Source organism: Cobetia sp. PS-4MA (genome assembly GCF_057670765.1).
This window is the reverse complement of record NZ_CM173107.1, coordinates 3748485-3769022: the sequence shown is the minus strand read 5'-3', so window position 1 is coordinate 3769022 and position 20538 is coordinate 3748485. Positions and strand designations below refer to the sequence as shown.

Annotated in this window: 18 protein-coding genes and 1 tRNA gene; 17 read left to right on the top strand and 2 right to left on the bottom strand. The window is 62.3% G+C overall.

All coding sequences use genetic code 11. The features are described from left to right. Positions 1-111 precede the first annotated feature (111 nt). A tRNA-Pro gene (locus tag AC26AR_RS15845) sits at positions 112-188 on the bottom strand. Between the two features lie 201 nt (positions 189-389). Continuing rightward, on the bottom strand, positions 390-1379 hold the full coding sequence (ispB, locus tag AC26AR_RS15840) for an octaprenyl diphosphate synthase (RefSeq protein WP_084209569.1): 990 nt from the start codon (positions 1377-1379) through the stop codon (positions 390-392). A gap of 283 nt (positions 1380-1662) precedes the next feature. On the opposite strand from ispB, the gene rplU reads away from it, so the two are divergent. The 17 genes from rplU (at position 1663) to AC26AR_RS15755 (ending at position 20531) form a co-directional block, all read left to right on the top strand. Next, positions 1663-1974: a 50S ribosomal protein L21 gene (gene rplU, locus AC26AR_RS15835; RefSeq protein ID WP_065392479.1), complete on the top strand. Its 312-nt coding sequence runs from the start codon at positions 1663-1665 to the stop codon at positions 1972-1974. A gap of 33 nt (positions 1975-2007) precedes the next feature. Beyond that, positions 2008-2265, top strand: coding sequence for a 50S ribosomal protein L27 (gene rpmA / locus AC26AR_RS15830; protein ID WP_043335969.1), 258 nt, complete (start codon positions 2008-2010; stop codon positions 2263-2265). A gap of 125 nt (positions 2266-2390) precedes the next feature. Beyond that, on the top strand, positions 2391-3587 hold the full coding sequence (gene cgtA, locus AC26AR_RS15825; protein ID WP_271303371.1) for an Obg family GTPase CgtA: 1197 nt from the start codon (positions 2391-2393) through the stop codon (positions 3585-3587). Between the two features lie 261 nt (positions 3588-3848). Continuing rightward, the gene (proB, locus tag AC26AR_RS15820; RefSeq protein ID WP_077373512.1) at positions 3849-4979 is read left to right on the top strand and encodes a glutamate 5-kinase; all 1131 of its coding nucleotides are present in this window, start codon (positions 3849-3851) and stop codon (positions 4977-4979) included. Positions 4980-5243: 264 nt separating this feature from the next. Beyond that, a complete protein-coding gene (gene rpsT / locus AC26AR_RS15815) occupies positions 5244-5510 on the top strand; it encodes a 30S ribosomal protein S20 (protein WP_077373420.1) in 267 nt (88 codons plus the stop codon). A gap of 226 nt (positions 5511-5736) precedes the next feature. Beyond that, complete coding sequence (gene murJ / locus AC26AR_RS15810; protein WP_371861107.1) at positions 5737-7281, top strand: murein biosynthesis integral membrane protein MurJ; 1545 nt, start codon at positions 5737-5739, stop codon at positions 7279-7281. 123 nt (positions 7282-7404) lie between these two features. Beyond that, positions 7405-8535 carry a bifunctional riboflavin kinase/FAD synthetase gene (ribF, locus tag AC26AR_RS15805; RefSeq protein WP_077373426.1) on the top strand — a complete coding sequence of 377 codons (1131 nt, stop codon included), beginning with the start codon at positions 7405-7407 and terminating at the stop codon, positions 8533-8535. A gap of 11 nt (positions 8536-8546) precedes the next feature. Beyond that, positions 8547-11378: an isoleucine--tRNA ligase gene (ileS, locus tag AC26AR_RS15800; protein WP_488107314.1), complete on the top strand. Its 2832-nt coding sequence runs from the start codon at positions 8547-8549 to the stop codon at positions 11376-11378. 141 nt (positions 11379-11519) lie between these two features. Further along, a complete protein-coding gene (lspA, locus tag AC26AR_RS15795) occupies positions 11520-12047 on the top strand; it encodes a signal peptidase II (RefSeq protein WP_240499635.1) in 528 nt (175 codons plus the stop codon). Positions 12048-12067: 20 nt separating this feature from the next. Continuing rightward, entirely contained in the window at positions 12068-12511 is a 444-nt protein-coding gene (gene fkpB, locus AC26AR_RS15790; protein WP_077373432.1) for an FKBP-type peptidyl-prolyl cis-trans isomerase, read from the top strand. Between the two features lie 58 nt (positions 12512-12569). Next, complete coding sequence (gene ispH / locus AC26AR_RS15785; RefSeq protein ID WP_077373435.1) at positions 12570-13538, top strand: 4-hydroxy-3-methylbut-2-enyl diphosphate reductase; 969 nt, start codon at positions 12570-12572, stop codon at positions 13536-13538. Positions 13539-13868: 330 nt separating this feature from the next. Continuing rightward, positions 13869-14240: a type IV pilin protein gene (locus AC26AR_RS15780; RefSeq protein WP_488107313.1), complete on the top strand. Its 372-nt coding sequence runs from the start codon at positions 13869-13871 to the stop codon at positions 14238-14240. Between the two features lie 92 nt (positions 14241-14332). Then, a complete protein-coding gene (locus AC26AR_RS15775; RefSeq protein ID WP_077373519.1) occupies positions 14333-14833 on the top strand; it encodes a GspH/FimT family pseudopilin in 501 nt (166 codons plus the stop codon). Beyond that, positions 14830-15330, top strand: a complete 501-nt coding sequence (gene pilV, locus AC26AR_RS15770; RefSeq protein WP_077373441.1) for a type IV pilus modification protein PilV — start codon at positions 14830-14832, stop codon at positions 15328-15330. The genes AC26AR_RS15775 and pilV overlap by 4 nt, the downstream gene beginning before the upstream one ends. Next, a complete protein-coding gene (locus tag AC26AR_RS15765; protein ID WP_167592954.1) occupies positions 15327-16304 on the top strand; it encodes a PilW family protein in 978 nt (325 codons plus the stop codon). The genes pilV and AC26AR_RS15765 overlap by 4 nt, the downstream gene beginning before the upstream one ends. Further along, positions 16304-16879: a pilus assembly PilX family protein gene (locus AC26AR_RS15760; protein ID WP_488107312.1), complete on the top strand. Its 576-nt coding sequence runs from the start codon at positions 16304-16306 to the stop codon at positions 16877-16879. Before AC26AR_RS15765 ends, AC26AR_RS15760 begins: the two co-directional genes overlap by 1 nt. A 13-nt stretch (positions 16880-16892) precedes the next feature. Next, positions 16893-20531, top strand: coding sequence for a pilus assembly protein (locus AC26AR_RS15755; protein ID WP_488107311.1), 3639 nt, complete (start codon positions 16893-16895; stop codon positions 20529-20531). The last annotated feature ends 7 nt before the right edge of the window (positions 20532-20538 follow it).

Sequence of the window (20538 nt, the reverse complement as noted above, 5' to 3'; positions counted from 1 at the left end):
AGGGATGTAAGGCATTGGAGGGGAGTTCGTCACTGGGCAACATCAGCCGCAGGAAAACCTTCCAGCATCAAAAAAGCCGCTGATCAGTGATCAGCGGCTTTTTCAGATATCTGGTCGGAGTAGCAGGATTCGAACCTACGACCTCTGCCTCCCGAAGGCAGCGCTCTACCAAGCTGAGCTATACTCCGATGCGTCGTGAGCTTGTCTCGACGGAGGTGAATTATACGCAGACAGCTTTGCTTTGCAAGCCCTTGAGGTCAAAAAGTTTTATCGATGTCTCAAGGGGCAATTCGGCTGTCGAGAAGCGCGCTTCTCTTCACCTCATCCTGCCGGTACTTCTCGTCACGTTTTCCTGCTGGTGGTCTGTCTCCCCGTGGCTGAAAGGGGGGTCAGGCCTGACGGCCGACACTCAACAGCGCGATGCGTTCGAGGCTGTCGCGGAAGTCACTCTCCGGCAGCGCCTCGAGTTCCGCCAGGGCGTTGTCGGCCATTTCCTGCGCGCGACTGCGGGTATAGTCGAGGCCGCCGGTGAGGCGCACGACTTCCAGTACCTCGTCGAGTTGCTCCAGTCCGCCCTTCTCGATGGCGCCACGTACCAGGCTGGCCTGCGCCGGGCTTCCGACCTGCATGGCGCGAATCAACGGCAGGGTCGGCTTGCCCTCGGCCAGGTCATCACCGACATTCTTGCCCATGGTCTCGGCGTCGCCCTGATAGTCGAGCAGGTCATCGATGAGCTGGAAGGCGAGGCCCAGGTAGCGGCCATAGTTCTGCAGCGCGCTGACCTGTGCTGCCGTGACGGTGCCATCCGCTTCCTGGGCGAGTATCGCCCCGGCATGCGCGGCTGCCTCGAACAGCATGGCGGTCTTGCCGTGGATGGTCTCGAAGTAGGCGGCTTCATCGATGTCGGCATTGCCGATGTTGGTCAACTGCAGGACCTCGCCTTCGGCGATGGTGCAGGTGGCGGCGGAGAGAATCGCCATCACGTCCATCGAGCCGACTTCCACCATCATCTGGAAAGAGCGGGAATAGAGGAAGTCACCGACCAGCACTGAGGGCGCGTTGCCCCAGGTGTCATTGGCGGTGGAGCGACCGCGACGCAGACTGGACTCGTCGACGACATCATCGTGCAGCAGTGTCGAGGTGTGCATGAACTCGATCAGTGCGGCCAGGTTGATGTGGCGATCACCCTGATAGCCGAGTGCGCGGGCTGCCAGCAGCACCAGGACCGGGCGCAGGCGCTTGCCACCACTCTGGATGATGTACTGACCGATGGTCTGGACCAGCGGCACGCGCGACTCGAGCTGCGCGAGAATGGTGCGGTCTACGGCGGCGAAGTCATCTGCCACTGCCGCGTGAAGGGTCGATGCGTCGGCTTGCATGAGGTCGTCGTGCCCGTAGCGAGAGGTGAGGCCGCCGTGGCGTGCCATTTGCCGGTTATGCTATGGGGCACCCCTATGGCCGTCAAGGCGTGCACCCGCGCAGGGATGCAGGCTGGCGGCGGGTCGGGCGTGTGCATCTTGACATTGCTTGTCGATCGCGGCACGCGGCGCTATAATACGCGGCCGTGACTCATCCCGCTCCCTGTCAGATGGCTCCAGAAGGGGCGCCACTCGCAGCAGGCCACCCAAGAGCACACCCTTGATGAGTTCGATGGAGAGAATCATGTACGCAGTTATCAAGAGCGGTGGCAAGCAGTACCGCGTTCAGGAAGGCCAGACCCTGAAGCTCGAGAAGCTTGAAGTCGCCACTGGCGAAACTATCCAGTTCGACGAAGTCCTGATGGTCGCTGAAGGCGACGACATCAAGGTCGGCGCTCCGCTGGTTGAAGGTGCCAAGGTTGCTGCCGAGGTCGTGTCTCACGGCCGTGGCGACAAGGTCACCATCATCAAGTTCCGTCGCCGGAAGCACTCCATGCGTCGTGCGGGCCACCGTCAGTGGTTCACCGAAGTCAAGATCACTGGTATCTCTGCGTAATTGCAGCGCTACCCACCATAGGAGAATTATCCAATGGCACATAAGAAGGCGGCGGGCTCTACCCGCAACGGTCGCGATTCTGAATCCAAGCGCCTTGGTGTGAAGCTGTTCGGTGGCCAAGCGGCTATCGCCGGCAACATCATCGTGCGTCAGCGCGGCACCCGTTTCCACGCCGGTACTGGCGTTGGCATCGGCAAGGACCACACTCTCTTCGCTCTGGCCGACGGCCACGTGAAGTTCGAGACCAAGGGTCCGAAGAACCGCAAGTTCGTCAGCATCGTTTCTGCCTGAAACGTCTGACAGCTTACGCAGACTGGACGATGCCCCGGTATCGTATGACGGTCTGCAAGGAAGCCCCGCTCAGGCGGGGCTTTTTTGTCGCATGACGGCCCGGGTCGTCGTCAGGAGAGAGCAGCATGCAGTTCCTTGATGAAGCGTCGATCATTGTCGAGGCCGGACGTGGCGGCAATGGTTGCCTGAGTTTTCGCCGTGAGAAATACGTGCCGCGTGGTGGCCCCGATGGGGGTGACGGCGGGCACGGCGGCAGTGTGTACCTGATCGGGGATGATTCCCTCAATACCCTGATCGACTTCAAGTTCCAGCGCTATTACCAGGCCGAGAGCGGTGACGCCGGCCAGGGCCGTCAGATGGCGGGCAAGGCGGGTGAGGACCTGATCGTCAAGGTGCCGGTCGGCACTACCGTGATCGACGAGGAAACCCTCGAGATCATCGGTGACGTGACGGAAATCGGCCAGCTGGTGCTGGTTGCGCAGGGTGGGCGTCGTGGTCTGGGCAACATCCACTTCAAGTCCTCCACCAATCGCGCGCCGCGCCAGACCTCCAAGGGCACCTGGGGTGAGCGTCGCAACCTGCGTCTCGAGATGAAGGTGATGGCGGATGTCGGCCTGCTGGGCATGCCGAATGCCGGCAAGTCGACGCTGATTCGCGCCGTCTCCGCGGCCAAGCCCAAGGTCGCCAACTACCCCTTCACCACGCTGGTGCCGAACCTTGGCGTCGTGAAGATCGGTAGCCACCAGCACTTCGTGATGGCCGACATTCCCGGCCTGATCGAAGGGGCGGCGGATGGTGCCGGCCTGGGGCTGCGCTTCCTCAAGCACCTGACGCGTACGCGCCTGTTGCTGCATGTGGTGGATATCGCGCCCTTCGACGAGAGCGACCCGGTCCACGCGGTCGAGGCGATTCTCAATGAGCTCAAGAACTTCTCCTCGGCACTCACGGAGCTGCCGCGCTGGCTGGTGATCAACAAGATCGATCTGCTGGCGGAAGAGGATCGCGAGGCGATGGTCAAGGACCTCGTCGAGCGTCTGGGCTGGGAAGGTGAGCTGTTCGTCGTCTCCGCGGCCAGTGGTATCGGCACTCAGGAGCTGGTGCAGGCCGCACACCGCTGGCTGGGCGAGCAACGCCTGCAGCTGGCGGAAGATCCGGAAGCTGCCGAGGCGCATGCCGCCCTGCTGGCGCGGATGGAGAACGAGTCGCTGGAGCGCGCTGAAGAGCGCCTGACACGTCGCAAGCGCAAGAAGGGTGACGAAGAAGAGGACGATGACGACTTCAATGACGACGATTACGACGTCGAGGTCGAATACGCGCCCTGAGGTCGAGGTTCGTCCGGTGGCTGCCCTGCGAGGCAGTCACTGAGTGACGAGCGACCCGCTTCGCGATTCACGCCCCGCCCCGAGCCTTCAGGTCTCGCGGCGGGGCGTTTTCGTTGCAGGTGCCGCTCGAGGGTGATGACAGCAGCGGGGCGGGAGCGGACAATGACGCGACGGGGCAGTCACAGCCTGCCGAGCGGGGCGGGAGACCACATGACAGGAGATAGCGCGGTGGCGGAGCAGAAGGTGGCGGAAGTGGCGGAGATGGGCAGTCGGGTCGGACGTGAGGCATTGGCCCGGGCGCGGCGCGTGGTGGTCAAGATCGGCAGTGCGCTGCTGACCGACGACGGCCGCGGGCTGGACGATGCCGGTATCGGGCGTTGGGTCGACCAGATCGCGGCACTGCATGCGCGTGGCATCGAGGTGATCGTGGTGTCTTCCGGCGCGATCGCCGTCGGCATGTCCCGGCTTGGCTGGACGGCGCGACCCAGTGGCGTGCATGAGCTGCAGGCCGCGGCGGCGGTCGGCCAGAATGGCCTGACCCAGTGCTATGAAGAGCATTTCCATCGTCACGGCCTGACCACCGCCCAGATTCTGCTGACCCACGACGATCTCTCCAATCGCAAGCGTTACCTGAATGCACGCTCGGCGCTGCGCACCCTGGTGGAGCTGCGCGTGGTGCCGGTGATCAACGAGAATGACACTGTCGTCACCGACGAGATTCGCTTCGGTGACAACGATACGCTCGGCGCGCTGGTCGCCAATCTGCTGGAAGCCGATGCCCTGTTGCTGCTCACCGATCAGGAAGGGCTGTACGACGCCGACCCGCGCCATGATCCGGCGGCCAGGCTGATCGAGGAAGCGCAGGCCGATGACCCGATGCTGGTCAAGGTCGCCGGTGGCGGCGGGGTGCTGGGGCGTGGCGGCATGGCCACCAAGGTGCGGGCGGCGCGCCTGGCAGCCCGCAGCGGCGCGCTGACGGTGATTGCCTCCGGCCGCCAGCCTGACGTGATCACGCGCCTGGCCGCTGGCGAGCGCTTCGGTACCCTGCTGCTGCCCGAGCATGCGCCGATCGCGGCGCGCAAGCGCTGGATCGCCGGGCAACTGCAGGTGCGGGGCACCCTGACGCTGGATGCCGGTGCCGTCAGCGTGCTGACCACGCGTGGTTCCAGCCTGCTGCCGGTGGGCGTGAAGAAGATCGAGGGAGCCTTCAAGCGCGGTGACCTGGTGCAGTGTGTCGATGAATCCGGCGCGCGGATCGCCAAGGGGCTGGTCAACTATTCCGCGGTCGATGCCGAGCGCATCCTGGGGCTGCCGAGTCATCAGATCGAGGCTGCGCTGGGCTATATCGAGGCGCCGGAGCTGATCCATCGCGACAACCTCATCGTGCTGTAGGGCGCATGAGGCCTGCCGATGCGGGCCTCATACTGGCAGTCATCCGTCCGGCCATGCTAGACTCTGCCGTCCTGTCGGGAGCTGGTCCGCTCCGATGGCGAAGGCTTGGCGGGGCTTCCACGTCAAGTCGCTGATTTCTCTATGGTCTTCACGTCAAGTGTCGAAAGCGAGAGATGACCGGACCCGCTGTCGCCCCGCGACAACGTCTTCCAAATTCAAGTTCATGAGTACGCGCCTACGGGTGGACTCATAAGGAGCATCAAAGTGGCAAACTCCAAGCAAGCTCGCAAGCGCGCTCGTCAGGCTGAAGTCCGTCGTCAGCACAACTCCGCACAGCGTTCCGCCGTGCGTACCAGCGTCAAGAACGTGCTGAAGGCCGTCAAGACTGGTGACCACGCTGCTTCCATGGCCGCTTTCAATGTCGCGCAGAAGGTCCTCGACCGTTACGCCGACAAGGACATCCTGTCCAAGAAGAAGGCCGCTCGCGTCAAGAGCCGTCTGAACGCACGCGTCAAGGCACTGGCTGTCTGAGACGTGTTCGCGTGAAAAAACCGGCTTCGGCCGGTTTTTTTGTGTCTGTCTATCGTGTTGGATGGCATCGGTATCGGATCAGGGAAGTGAAAGGGGTGTCAGGGTGAGCAAGCCGCAGGATGAGTCGCCCAGAGGCGATCAGGATGTCGGGAAGGAGTCGGGTCGCCAGGCCGTGCAGACTGGCTCTCAGGCGACGGCTCAGGCAGAGACCAGCAGTGGAGACAGCCTGCCGGTGCGCGCGGGACTGCTGCGCTCCGGACTGATCGTCAGCGTGATGACGATGCTGTCGCGGGTGCTGGGGCTGGCGCGAGACGTGATCATCGCCAGTCTGCTGGGGGCAGGCAGCGGGGCGGATGCCTTCTTCGTGGCCTTCAAGATCCCCAACTTCATGCGTCGTCTGTTCGCCGAGGGGGCCTTCAATCAGGCCTTCATTCCGGTGCTGTCCGAGTATGCGACCCGGCGCACGCGGGAAGAGGTCCGCGAGTTGCTGGATGCCGTCAGTGGCAGTCTCGGCGTCATTCTGGCGCTGATCACGGCGCTGGCGATGCTGTGCGCGCCCTGGCTGGTGTGGGTCTTCGCGCCCGGGTTCGGTGACGATGCCGGCAAGCTGGCGCTGACCGGTGACATGCTGCGCCTGACCTTCCCCTATCTGTTGCTGATCTCGCTGACCGCCTTCGCCGGCAGCGTGCTCAATACCTGGAATCGCTTCGCGGTGCCGGCCATCACCCCGGTGCTGCTCAACCTGAGCCTGATCGGTGCGGCGCTGTTGCTGGCACCGCGTTTCGAGACACCCGCCATGGCGCTGGCCTGGGGCGTGTTGATCGCCGGTGGCGTGCAGCTGCTGTTCCAGGTGCCGTTCCTGCTGCGTCTTGGCCTGATGCCCAAGCCATGGCCGAACTTCGCCCACGAAGGCGTGCGGCGCATCCTCAAGTTGATGACACCGGCGCTGTTCGGGGTCTCGGTCTCGCAGATCAACCTGCTGCTGGATACCGTGCTGGCCTCGTTTCTGGTCACCGGCAGCGTGTCGTGGCTCTATTACTCCGACCGGCTGGTCGAACTGCCGCTGGGCATCATCGGCATCGCCATCGGCACCGTGATTCTGCCGGCGCTCTCCAAGCGTCACGCGGAGCAGTCGCTGGAGCACTTCCAGAAGATGCTCGACTGGGCGCTGCGTTCGGTATTGTTGATCGGCGTGCCGGCGGCGCTGGCGCTGGGCGTGCTCGCGGAGCCGCTGCTGATCACGTTGTTCCACTATGGGGCGATGACGGACAATGATGTGGTGATGTCGGCCCAGAGCCTGCGGGCCTACAGCTTCGGGCTGCTGGCCTTCATGCTGATCAAGGTGCTGGCACCGGGCTTCTATGCGCGTCAGGACACGAAGACGCCGGTCAAGATCGGCATCATCGCGATGGTCGCCAACATGGCCTTCAACCTCGCGCTGATCGTGCCGTTGGCCCATGCGGGCCTGGCATTGGCCACTGCGCTGTCGGCCTTCCTGAATGCCGGGCTGTTGGCGCGTGGCCTGTATCGCGAGGGTGTGCTGCGCTTCCAGCCGGGCTGGGGGCGCTATTCACTGACGCTGATTGGCGGTTGCGCCCTGATGGGCGGCGGCCTGCTGTGGCTGTCACCGGACTGGACCACCTGGCTCGGTTGGGGCCTGTGGGAGCGCTGTGCGATGATGGGGGCGCTGGTCGTCGGCGGTGTGCTGGTCTATGCGCTGTGGTTGGGGCTTTGCGGCATACGTCCGCGCCACTTCCGCATGCAGGGCTGAGCCCCGACTCCCGATTCACATCTCGCGTTCCAGCAGTTTTCTCTCTGGTGGGGCAACGGTGGCTGTCAGCGCCGTGCCCCTTCGCTATAATCGACCACTTTCGGCGGCTTGTGTGATGCACGCATGGACTTGATCAGAGGACTCCACAATCTCGCCCGCCTGCGCAAGCAGGATGGCAGTCGCGGCTGCGTGGCCACCATCGGCAATTTCGATGGGGTGCACCTCGGCCACCAGGCGATTCTGGAGCAACTGCGCGAGCGCGCGGCGGCCTATGGGCTGCCGGCCACGGTGGTGGTGTTCGAGCCGCAGCCGCGCGAGTTCTTCGCGGGTGACAAGGCGCCGCCACGCCTGACGCGACTGGCGGAAAAGGTCCGCCTGCTGGGTAGCCACGGCGCCGAGCGCGTGCTGTGCCTGCCCTTCAATGAGGCGCTGCGCTCATTGTCGGCCCGTGAATTCATCGAGCAGGTACTGATCGATGGTCTCGGCGTGCGCCACCTGGTGGTCGGCGACGACTTCCGCTTCGGCTGTGATCGTGCCGGTGACTTCGCGCTGCTGGAGCGCATCGGCGCCGCCGAGGGCTTCGCGGTGGAGCATACCCGCACCTTCGAGATCGCCGGTGAGCGTGTGTCCAGCACTCGCGTGCGCAAGGTACTGGCCGCGGGTGATATGGCATTGGCCGCCAGATTGCTGGGACGAGCCCATCACTGGCAGGGGCGCGTGGTCGCGGACCGTCAGCTGGGGCGTACCATCGGCGTGCCGACCGCCAATCTGCCGCTGCCGAATGCGCCGCTGGCGGTCTCCGGCGTCTACGCGGTGATGGCGCATCTGGCCGATGGCCGCGCCTGCCCGGCGGTGGCCAATATCGGCTGGCGCCCGACGGTCGGCACGCCGCGCCCGGTCCTTGAGGTTCACCTGCTGGACTTCGCGGAGGACCTCTATGGCCAGTCGATGCGTGTCAGCTTCTGTGCCTTCCTGCGTGGCGAGCAGCGCTTCGATGGCCTGGAAGCTCTCAAGGCCGCCATCTACGCCGATATCGCATTGGCACGCCGCTTCTTCGCGCTGGCCGCAGGCGAGACGCCCGCCAGTGATGAGCAGGCATTGCTCGATTGCATGACCTCGATGGCTGACCTGCCGCTGGCCAGCCGTCCGCTGAGCGCACTGATGAATGCGCCGACGGCACCCTTACACGGCACTGCTGAGGTGTCTGATTCCACAGCTCGGGAAGCTCAGGCTTCCCGCCCCCACGACGGCTGACCCGAAAGGCTATGAGCGACTACAAGCACACTTTGAATCTGCCCGATACCGACTTCCCGATGCGCGGCAATCTCCCCAAGCGTGAGCCGGACCAACTGGCCCGCTGGAACGAGATTGACCTCTACGCGCGTCTGCGTGAAGCAGGCAAGGGCCGTCCGAGCTTCGTGCTCCACGACGGCCCTCCCTATGCCAACGGCAATATTCACATCGGTCACGCCGTCAACAAGATTCTCAAGGACATCATCGTCAAGTCCAAGACGATGGCGGGCTTCGATGCGCCTTACGTGCCGGGCTGGGACTGTCATGGTCTGCCCATCGAGCATAAGGTCGAGACCACCCACGGCAAGCATCTCGAGTCCGAGAAAGCCCGTCACCTGTGCCGCGAATACGCGGGCGTGCAGGTGGAAGGTCAGAAGCACGAGTTCATCCGTCTCGGCATCGTCGGTGACTGGGGCAACCCGTATCGCTCCATGGACTTCGCCAACGAAGCCGGTGAGATCCGTGCGCTGGCCGAGATGGTCAAGGGCGGTTATGTCTTCAAGGGCCTGAAGCCGGTCAACTGGTGCTTCGACTGTGGCTCTGCGCTTGCGGAAGCGGAAGTCGAATACGCCGACAAGACCTCTGACGCCATCGATGTCGCCTTCGCGGCAGACGACAGCGCGGCGCTGGCCAAGGCCTTCGGCCTCGAGTCACTGAGCAAGCCGGCGGCGATCGTGATCTGGACCACCACCCCGTGGACCATCCCGGCCAACCAGGCGCTCAACGTTCACCCGGACTTCGTCTACTCGCTGGTCGATACCGGCGAGCGCCTGCTGGTGCTCGCCGAGGAGCTGGTCGAGGACAGCCTGGCGCGCTTCGGGCTGAGTGGCGAGACACTGGCGACCGTCAATGGCGCGGCACTGGAGAATCTCAACTTCCGTCATCCGATCTACGATCGTCTGTCGCCGGTCTATCTGGCTGACTATGTCGAGACAGGTGCCGGTACCGGTATCGTTCACTCCGCGCCGGCCTATGGTGAGGATGATTTCCATACCTGCCGTCGTTACGGCATGAGCTTCGACGAGATCGAAAGCCCGGTGCAGGGCAACGGCGTGTACGTGCCGGACCTGCCGGAATTCGGTGGCCAGTTCATCTGGAAGGCCAACCCGAACATCGTCGCGCGTCTGGAAGAACTCGGCGCGCTGATGGCGCACGAGAAGATCACCCATAGCTACATGCACTGCTGGCGCCACAAGACGCCGGTCATCTATCGCGCCACGGCCCAGTGGTTCGTCGGCATGGACATCGCCGGCACCGATGGCGTGACCCTGCGTGACAAGGCGCTGTCCGCCATCGAGGACACCACCTTCATCCCGGCCTGGGGCCAGGCGCGCCTGAAGAGCATGATCGCCAACCGCCCTGACTGGTGCATCTCGCGTCAGCGCAACTGGGGCGTGCCGATTCCGCTGTTCCTGCATCGCGCCACTGGCGAACTGCACCCTGACAGCGTCGCGCTGATGGAAGCGGTCGCGGATCGCGTCGCCGAGCACGGCATCGATGCCTGGTGGTCACTCGACAGCCAGGAGCTGCTGGGCGAAGAGGCCGAGAACTACGAGAAGGTCACCGACACGCTGGACGTGTGGTTCGATTCCGGCACGACCCACTGGCATGTGCTGCGTGGCTCGCACCCGCATGGTCACGAGGAAGGTCCGCGTGCCGACCTGTACCTGGAAGGCTCCGACCAGCACCGTGGCTGGTTCCACTCGTCACTGCTGACCGGCTGTGCCATCGACGGCCACGCACCGTACAAGGCACTGCTGACTCACGGTTTCACCGTCGATGCTCAGGGCCGCAAGATGTCCAAGTCGGTCGGCAACGTGGTTGCGCCGCAGCAGGTGATGGACAAGTTGGGTGCCGACATTCTGCGCCTGTGGGTGTCCTCCAATGACTATTCCGGTGAGATGGCCGTCTCGGACGAGATCCTCAAGCGGACTGCCGATGCCTATCGCCGCATTCGCAACACCTCGCGCTTCCTGCTGTCCAACCTGAACGGTTTCGAGCCCGAGCGTGATGCGCTGGCCTTCGACGACATGCTGGCGCTGGACCAGTGGGTGGTCGATCGTGCCGCCCAGCTGCAGGCACGTGTCGAGCTGGCCTACGAGGAATACCGCTTCCTCGATATCTATCAGCAGGTGCTGACCTTCTGCTCGCGTGAGCTGGGCGGCTTCTATCTGGATGTCATCAAGGACCGCCAGTACACCACGCAGCCGAACTCGCGTGCGCGTCGCAGCTGTCAGACGGCGCTGTATCACGTGATCGAGGCGCTGGCACGCTGGATGGCGCCGATCCTCTCCTTCACCGGAGAAGAGATCTACGCCAACATCCCGGGCCCGCGCAAGGACACCATCTTCCTGGAGACGGCCTACACCGGCCTGACCACGCTGGCGGATGATGCCCCCATGGGGCGTGAGTTCTGGGAGCAGGTGCTGCACGTCAAGCAGGCGGTCAACAAGACGCTGGAAGGTGCGCGCAACGCCGGTCTGGTCAAGAATGGCCTGGCGGCGGAAGTCACCCTCTACGTCAATGACGAGCTAAAAGCACTGCTGGCAAGTCTCGGCGACGAGCTGCGCTTCGTGATGCTGACCAGCGGCGTGACCCTGGCGCCTCTCGATGCTGCGGGTGACGCAGAAGAGACCGAAGTGTCCGGCCTCAAGGTGGCGGTCAAGGTCAGCGAGAATGCCAAGTGCGAGCGTTGCTGGCACCACCGTCCGGAAGTCGGCACCCTGCCGGAACATCCGACCCTGTGTGGCCGCTGCGTGACCAACCTGCCGGATGGCGAAGGCGAGACGCGTCACTTCGCGTGATCGCTGACGCGACCGCGGCATCGTTCAGCCTCCGCTGAGCGCTGATATCGAACGCCGGGCTCTGGCCCGGCGTTCGTGTCTTGCCGCCGACGGATTCATTTCATGCAGGGATGCCCATGGCATCCCCGACAGGAAGGTAACATGACGTCTTCTTCACAACCGCCTGCCAGTGAGGCCGGCTCGGCCGCCAGTGAGCCGATGCGTTCGCCGTTGCGCTGGCTGTGGCTGTCAGTGGTGATCGTGGTGCTGGATCTGACCACCAAGTGGTTGGCCAGCAGTTCTTTGATCTACGGTCAGGCCAACGAGGTGCTGCCGGTCTTCAATCTGACGCTGCTGCACAATACCGGCGCGGCCTTCAGTTTCCTGGCCGGTCATGACGGCTGGCAGCGCTGGCTGTTCGCCGGCATCGCCGTGGTGGCGGCCATCGGTCTGAGCATCTGGCTTGCGCGCCTCAAGCGTCACGAGACCTTCACGGCGCTGGGCATCGCGCTGGTACTGGGTGGCGCACTGGGCAATCTTTATGATCGTGTCGTGCATGGTTACGTGGTGGACTTCCTGTCCTTCCACTGGGGCAATGCCTTCTTCCCGGCCTTCAATGTGGCGGACGTCGCCATCAGCCTGGGAGCCGTGGCACTGATCATCGAATCCTTCCGTGGCCGCTCCGAGTGAGTGGCGCAAACGAGGTCAGCATGAGCGAATATCGTATCGCCGAAAACATGGAGGTCAGCCTCCATTTCCGTCTGCGTCTGGAAGACGGTACCGAAGTGGATTCCACCTTCGACAAGACGCCGGCCACCTTCCAGGTAGGCGATGGCAATCTGCCGCCGGGCTTCGAGCGGCCGATCATGGGCATGGCGGCAGGTGAGACCGGCAGCTTCACGGTCACGCCGGAGCATGCCTTCGGTCAGCACAATCCGCAGAATGTCCAGACCGTGGCGCGCAAGAGCTTCGATGACGAGATCGAGGTCGGCATGGTGATGTCCTTCGCCGAGCCGTCAGGCTCGGAGCTGCCGGGCATCATTCGCGAGATCGATGAGCGTGACGTCAAGGTCGACTTCAACCACCCGCTGGCCGGGCGTACCCTGACCTTCGAGGTCGAGGTGCTGTCCGTCTCCCCCGCGACCACGCACTGAGTCTTCTTTTCCAGGGGCGCCTCACACGTGTGCCCCTTGCCATCAAGCGGAGCCTGTCATGCAGATCAAGCTGGCCAACCCGCGCGGTTTCTGCGCCGGAGTGGATCGCGCCATCGATATCGTCAACGGGGCGCTCGACGTGTTCGGGCCGCCGATCTACGTGCGTCACGAGGTGGTGCACAATCGCTTCGTAGTCGACTCCCTCAAGGAGCGCGGCGCCATCTTCGTCGAGGAACTGCACGAAGTGCCGGATGACGTCATCGTCATCTTCTCGGCCCACGGTGTCTCGCGTGCGGTGCAGGAAGAGGCCGAGCGTCGCAACCTCAAGGTCTTCGATGCCACCTGTCCGCTGGTGACCAAGGTGCACATGGAAGTGCTGCGCTATGCGCGCAAGGGCCAGGATTGCGTGCTGATCGGCCATGAGGGTCACCCGGAAGTCGAGGGCACCATGGGTCGCTATGACACCTCCAAGGGTGGCACCATCCACCTGGTGGAGGACGAGTCCGATGTGGCGCGCCTGGAGGTCAAGGACCCGGATCAGCTGGCCTTCGTCACCCAGACCACACTGTCCATGGATGACACGGCGCGTGTGATCGATGCGCTGCGCGAACGCTTCCCGGCGATTCAGGGGCCGCGCAAGGACGATATCTGCTACGCGACCCAGAATCGTCAGGACGCCGTACGCATGCTGGCAGAAGCCTGCGATGTGGTGCTGGTGGTCGGCAGCCCCAACAGCTCCAACTCCAATCGCTTGCGCGAACTGGCCGAGCGCATGCAGACCCCAGCCTGGTTGATCGATGATGCCGAGCAGATCGAGGCCGCCTGGCTCGAGGGTATCGGCAGTATCGGGATCACGGCAGGCGCAAGTGCGCCCGAAGTGCTGGTGCAGGGCGTGATCGATCGCCTGATGGCACTGGGGGCTTCGGCGCCCGAGGAACTGGAAGGTCAGGAGGAGAATATCGTCTTCTCCATGCCCAAGGAGCTCAAGGAGCGCTTGATCGCCTCGGATCAGATTCGCGAGCTGTAACGCTCTGTAAGTCATTGGTCATCTGAAAGCCGCGACTCTGTCGCGGCTTTTTTCATGTCTGATCCGCAATATCTGGCTCTTTGTGAGTTATTGCGCATGTTCTAAATGCCCTGATCATTCCGGTGAGCGTTGATCTGGCCTGAGGATATATGAAAAAAAATGTAATGCTCAGTTACGAAAATGATACATAATGGAGGGTAAGCCACCTCTGGAGATATCGGCATGCCATGCCATCCCCTAGCCAAAAGCGTCATCGGTGCTCGTGCACGACGCGGGGCAGCGGGAGCGTGCGGGCCCAGAGGAGCACGAGGCTTCACGCTCATCGAAGTCATGATGGTGGTCGCGATCATCGGGATTCTGGCGGCGGTAGCAGTGCCATCCTATCTCGGGTACATGGAGCGCAGCTGGCGTTCTCATGCTCAGCAGGCGCTGGGCCAGCAGGCCAGGCAGTTGCATGGCTTCTATGGACACGATTTCTCCGAGGCGCCGGTGCTGGAGGGTGAGTTGCCAGCCGATGGCGTCAGCAGTATCGAGGATGCCGGCGGCAATCTGCGTTACCTGATCTCCTATCGCAGCCTCACGCCGAGCACCTTCGTGTTGCAAGCCACTCCGCAGGGAGCACAGCTCAACGATGACTGCGGCATTCTGTGGATGGATGAGGTCATGAATACCGGCGCGGAAGGAGGGGGGCGGTGTTGGTGAAGTCTGCGAGACCATCCTCTCGACATCGGGTCGGGAGAGAACTGCCTTTCGCGTTGCATGAGAGGCCACGAGAGGCCGGGGAGCCTGACATCATGCGTCATTCACGCGGTTTCACGCTGATCGAGCTGGTGGTGACGGTGGCGATCATCGCCATCATCGCTGCCTGGGCGGTGCCTGCCTGGCAAGGGATGGTACAGCGCTCTCAGGTGGAGTCCGACGTTCGCGCCCTGACGCATGCCCTGGCGATGGCACGCAGTGCCGCGACCAGTCGCGGCACCATGGTCAGCGTCTGTCCCTATGCTCCGAGCGTTGCCACGCCGAATCCCACTGTCTGCGATGCGGACTGGTCGAATGGCTGGGTGGTGTATGAAGGCAGTGGGGCCAATTTCACGGCAGGGGATCGCATGTGGGTTCATCAGGGCAGCAACTCGGTGGCGCAATCCGGCGGTGCCAGTCGTATCACCTTCAATGATCGCGGCACACTCAACAGCGGCAACAGCACGCTGGTGTTCTGCGCAGCCTCGGATTCCACTTCCGTGGTGGTGGCGCCTTCAGGGCGCGTGAGACTCGAGACGGGAGGTGATTGCTCATGACAAGGCGTAACCCTCCGAAGATCGCGACGGCGCATCGACAGCGTGGCGTCGGTCTGATCGAGGCGCTGGTGGCCGTGCTGCTGCTTGGTGTCTCCTTGCTGGGGTTGGGGCTGCTGCAGGTGCAGACGTTGCAGCACCAGCGCGTCAGTTACAGCAATACGGTGGCACAGCTGCTGTCATTGGACATGGCCGAGCGCATCCGGGCCAATCTCGAAGCCATTGCGCAATACGATGGTGCCGATACGCAGGACCCACCGGACAATGGATGCTCGTCAGACTGCACGCCTGCTCAGTTGGCCAATCAGGATGTGATCGACTGGCGAACGGCCATTCAGGGTTCCACTCTGACCAGCGGTGTCGGCAACGTGACGGTAGACGAGCGCCTGGTCGGCGGTGCCGGTATCGGGGTGCATGACGTCAGTGTCCAGGTGCAATGGAGCGATACGCTCAATGGTGGAATGGATATCCAGGCATATCGCTTCGAGGTGGAGCCATGAACCCGCGTGTCTCTATCGCTGGCAAGAAGTTCTCTCGCTCTCCAGCCTCTCGCGCGCATCAGGCGGGGGTTGGCCTAGTCGAACTGATGATCAGTCTGGTGCTGGGTCTGCTGATCACGGCGATGGCGGTGCAGATGTTCTCGACGTCACGCAGTACCGTGAGTACCCAGGAAGCCCTGTCCTATCTTCAGGAGTCGGCGCGTTATGTCTCGTTCCGGCTTCAGCCCCTCATGCGCAATGTGGGCTACGCGGGGTGTGCCAACAGTCGTGATATCACCAATGCCAGTTCAGTGGATGACTCCCACGATCTCACGGCGCCCTTCGGTGGGCAGCAGCGTACCCAGCGTAGCCTCAGCTATTTCAATCTGACGTTCGTCGCCGCCAGCAAGGATGGCGATGAGACCACGCTCATCAGCAGCATGACCTCACTGGGCGGACCGCTGAGCGTGCGCAATGGCAGTGAAGCGGCCTTCGTGACCGACGAGTTCGCGCTGGTCAGTGATTGCAACAGCACCGATGTCTTCAAGGTATCGGGGACGACCCAGGGCAGTATCGAGACCAACGATACCCTGTCGCGTTCCTATGGCAGTTCACAGTCATCGAACGCCTATCTGTATCCGGTGCAGGCCTGGGAGCTCCGGCTGGATGATCAGGCCAATGACAGCTCGGTGCGTGCGCTGTATCTCGATCGCATCGATGCCACCTTTGCGCGCGAAGAGCTGGCCTCTGGCGTCGAGGGCTTCGATGTCAGCTTCAGTCTGGACACCACCGGCAACGGCAGTGTCGATCGGGTCAAGGTGCCTGCCGCCACGGTTCGCAGCGAAGACCGTTGGGATGAGGTGCGTCGCATCGAGATCGCCCTGACGCTCGAGAGCCTGCCAGGCGTGGTGCCGGGCGGAGATAACGATGGCCGTCTGACACGCACCTTCAATCTCACGTTCACGCCGCGCAATCTGCAACTGAGGGGCAGCTGATGCATACATCGCCGTCAACATCCGGGCCCTGTGCGGCAACGAGGGGGCCCGCGCATCAGCAAGGCATCGCGCTGCTGATCGTGCTGGTCATGCTGGTGGTGATCGGTCTGCTGGCCGTCACCGGCGTGGAGGACAGTCAGTTGCAGACCCGGATGGCCGTCAACAGCCGTAACTTCGAGCAGTCCTATTACAACGCCGAGACCAGCCTCAGCATCGGTGAGCGGGCGTTGCAGGAGGGTCTGGAGAATGGCGCCTGGGAACTGGGCGATTTCGATGACTCGGCTGGGCTGATGCTGGCACTCCCTGAGGATGCGCCGCCGATCAACCCGCTCTCTGAAGCGGATTGGCAGGCCAATGGCATCGATACGCTGGATGATGACGGCGCGGTGATCGGGGCGTACGTGATCGAGTATCTGGGCAAGGTCGGTCAGCCCCCACTGAATACCAGCAACGAATTGAATGCGGTCGGTACGCGCCTGGATGCCTTCCGCGTCAGTGCAATGGGCCTGGGAGGCGGCAATGGTGCCTCCTGGACAGTGGTGCAAAGCGAGTTGGAACTGGGCCCTTACTTCTGAGAGGAGCATGAACATGCGTTATCTGCTGAGTGGTGCCCTATGCCTTTTCGCTCTGCCTTGCCTGGCGGCTCCCGGGGAAATCGCTCGTGCGCCAGTGACGGAAGCCACCGGTGTTCAGCCCAATATTCTGTTCATCCTTGATGATTCGGGCAGCATGGCCTGGGAGGATACTCTCAACAAGGGGGTGGAACACTGGAGTCTCCAGCCGGCTTCCTCGCTGATGGGTTACACAGGGGTGTATTCCAAGAGCGGGATCTGGATAGAGAACAACCATGATGCTGATGATCGTATCGTTTCCTATACGGATCTTGGCGGGGCGATCGGGGCCTGCATGGGCTTCAATGTCATGGCCTACAACCCTGCGCTGACCTACACCCCCTGGGCGGGAGCTGATCGAGCGGGAATCGCCTATCAGAACATGAGCCTGTCGAATGTCCGTGAAGATCCCTACGAGCCTACCAGCTTGGCCAGGATGAGCGATGACGCCTACTACGTCCGCTGGGACGACAATGGTGATGGGGACTATGACTACGGTGAATGCGGCGTCTATAGCAACAATTCGGGGCGCCTGTATCTGGACGACGATCATGTCGTTGAAGTAGAAGATCTGTCCGCGGCTCAGCAAGTCAATTTCGCCAACTGGTTCACCTACTATCGCGACCGCATGCTGGTGGCCAAATCCGCCATGGCCGGTGTGATCAACGCCAATGAGTCCCGGGTGGGGCTGCGCACCATCCAGGGCCGCAACAATCGCAACGTTGCGGATATGACGGATACTGATGAACGTGAAGCCCTGCTGGAGGAGCTGTTTACCGCCTATCCCTCCGGTGGCACCCCTCTGCGTACCGCGCTCAAGAATGCCGGGGAGTATTACTCCAGCACTGGTCGTTCGGCCCCCATTCTGAGTGCGGATGAGGGCGGCATGTGCCAGCAAAACTATTCCATCATGATGACCGATGGCTACTGGAATGGCTCCAGTCCCAGCGTCGGCAACGTCGACGGTGGCAGCGGCGACTTCATCAGTGCCAGTCACCGTGACAGCTATTCCAATACGCTTGGCGATGTCGCGATGAAATATTATCGCGAGGACCTGCGGACTGACTTGATCGACAGCGTGCCGACCATACCGGGAGTGGATGAAAATTCCGCTCAGCACATGGTGACCTACACCGTCGGTTTCGGTGTGGATGGCTCACTGTCCGAGAACCCTGCTGATCTCGAGTCTGCCTTTACCTGGCCGCAGCCGGTTGCCAACGCCAATACCACCATCGACGATCTGCGCCATGCGGCCTGGAACGGGCGTGGTGAATATCTCAGCGCCGCCAACCCGCAGGCATTGATTGATGCGTTGAACAATATCGCTCAGTCGATCGCAGGACGCGCGGCCAGTACCGGTAGCCTGGACATCAGCAGTGGTGGGCAGACCAGCGGCGCGTACGTGATTCAGACCATCTATGATCCCGCTGATTGGTCGGGCGATGTCGTTGCACGAAAGATCGGCACCAATGGCACCTTGAGCGCCACCTCGGATTGGTCCGTCGCGGAGTGGTTGCGTGATGATGATAGCCGTAGCTCCAGTCGCAAGGTAATTACCTATAACCCGGGAATCGCGGAAGTTGACGAGAAGGCCTTCTTCTTTGATATCGAGGAGGCCGGCTCATTGGAGGCGGAACAGATTCTCGACCTCGTCGGTTTCCTGGACGAGACGCTGTTGACCGATGCCGTGCTGATCTCCGTGCGTGAAGCTGCAAATGGAGTATCTGGCATCATCGGCAACGGGCTGGGTCTGGGGTTGGGCAATGGCAATGGCCTTGCCAATGCCGTGGGACTGACCGGTGGACAGAGCGGAGTGCTGGACCTGGTCGGCGATACCGTGACGCAGTTGACAGGGCAGATCCTGGATACCAGTGGCACCTTCCTGAAACTCAATGGCACCCCGCTTGCCGTGAGAACGTCGGAGCTCGAGAATCTCATCGGCTATCTCAAGGGCGATGATACCTATGAAGGTACCTTGTTCCGTGATCGTGACGACAACTATCTCGGTGATATCGTCCACGCCTCGCCGGCCATCGTCGGCCCGCCTTCCGCCAGCTACCGCAATGACATGGAAGTGTCTTCGTACCGCTCCTTCAAGACCTTGCATGAAGATCGCCAGTCGATGATCTACATCGGTGCCAATGATGGCATGTTGCACGCCATCGACATGGAAAGCGGGGAAGAGAAATTCGCCTACATGCCATATGCCGCTTTCAGCATCGAGGGAGGGCGTGGCATTCGTCAGCTCGCCGACCAGAATTATGTTCACCAGTATTACGTCGATGCCACGCCTGTCGCGCGCGATGTCCACGTACAACTGGGAGAGGAAGACGCTCCCAGCTGGCATTCGGTCCTGGTGGGGGGGCTTGGCGCGGGTGGCAAGGCGGTCTACATGCTGGATATCACGGATCCCGAAGCCTTCGACACGCTGGGGGAGTCCAATGGCACCTCGCCGGCGGATATCGTGCAGTGGGAATTCACCCACGAGGATCTCGGTTACACCTTCAGCGACATTCAGGTTGCTCGACTTGATGATGGCAAGTGGTACGCCATCTTCGGCAATGGCTACAACGCGGATAGTGACGGGCGTGCCAAACTGTTCATCGTGGACCTGGAGGACCCGGAAAACTTCGCGCTGCTGGATTCACAGCAGGGCAGCAATGCCGGGGGTTCCTGCACGTCAGCCAACAGCGACTGCAATGGCATGTCGAGCCCGGAGCTGGCGGACATCGATGCCGATGGCATTACCGATTGGGTCTACGCGGGTGATCTTCACGGCAACGTCTGGGTGTTCGACATGCGTGATTTCTCGTTGGATGACGTGGGGAGCGGCGAGACGTCGCGCCTGTTCCAGTCATGTGCGGTGGCTCTGAACAGCACGACATCGACCTGTCCGACGGCTTCGCGCCAGCCCATCACCTCGCGGGTGGCCGTGGCACGCAGCGGTGTCTTCAACAGTACCGTCGATACGCCGTACCTGAATGTCTATTGGGGGACGGGGCAACTGTTGACACTGCAGGATGCCATCGACACCTCGACGCAGTCTTTCTATAGCGTATTGCACACGGGCGACACGACGCGCCGTTATCACGGACAGCTGGAAAAGCAGAGCTTCACGAACATCACCGGGGTCAGTGATGCACGTACCGTCACCGGTGTGGGTGTCGATTATGCCAATCAGAACAACAATGGCATCCAGTACGGGTGGTATGTGGAGCTTTCCGATTCCGGGGAGCGTCTGGTGACGATTCCGGCAGTACGTGGCGATCTGATCGTCTTCAATACCACGATCCCGGGCAGCAATGGCCCCTGTACCGGTGGTGCCAGCGGCTGGTTGAATGCCCTCAGCCTGCGTAATGGTCTGCAACCGGTCCGCAGCAACAACAGTGTCCAGCAGGTCTTTGACTACAATGGCGACGGCAAGGTGGATGCCAGCGACAACGTCAACAATCAGGTCGTGCTGTCGATAAAGACGGACGGGGAGCCCACCTCGCCCAAGTTCCTGGGAGATACCCAGTACGTCGGTCAGGGCGGTACCAATCAGGTGGTCGAGATGGCCATGGACTTCGGGATCGATGGACTGGAAGGCCGTAGTGCCTGGTACCAGCTGCGCTAGGAGAGGG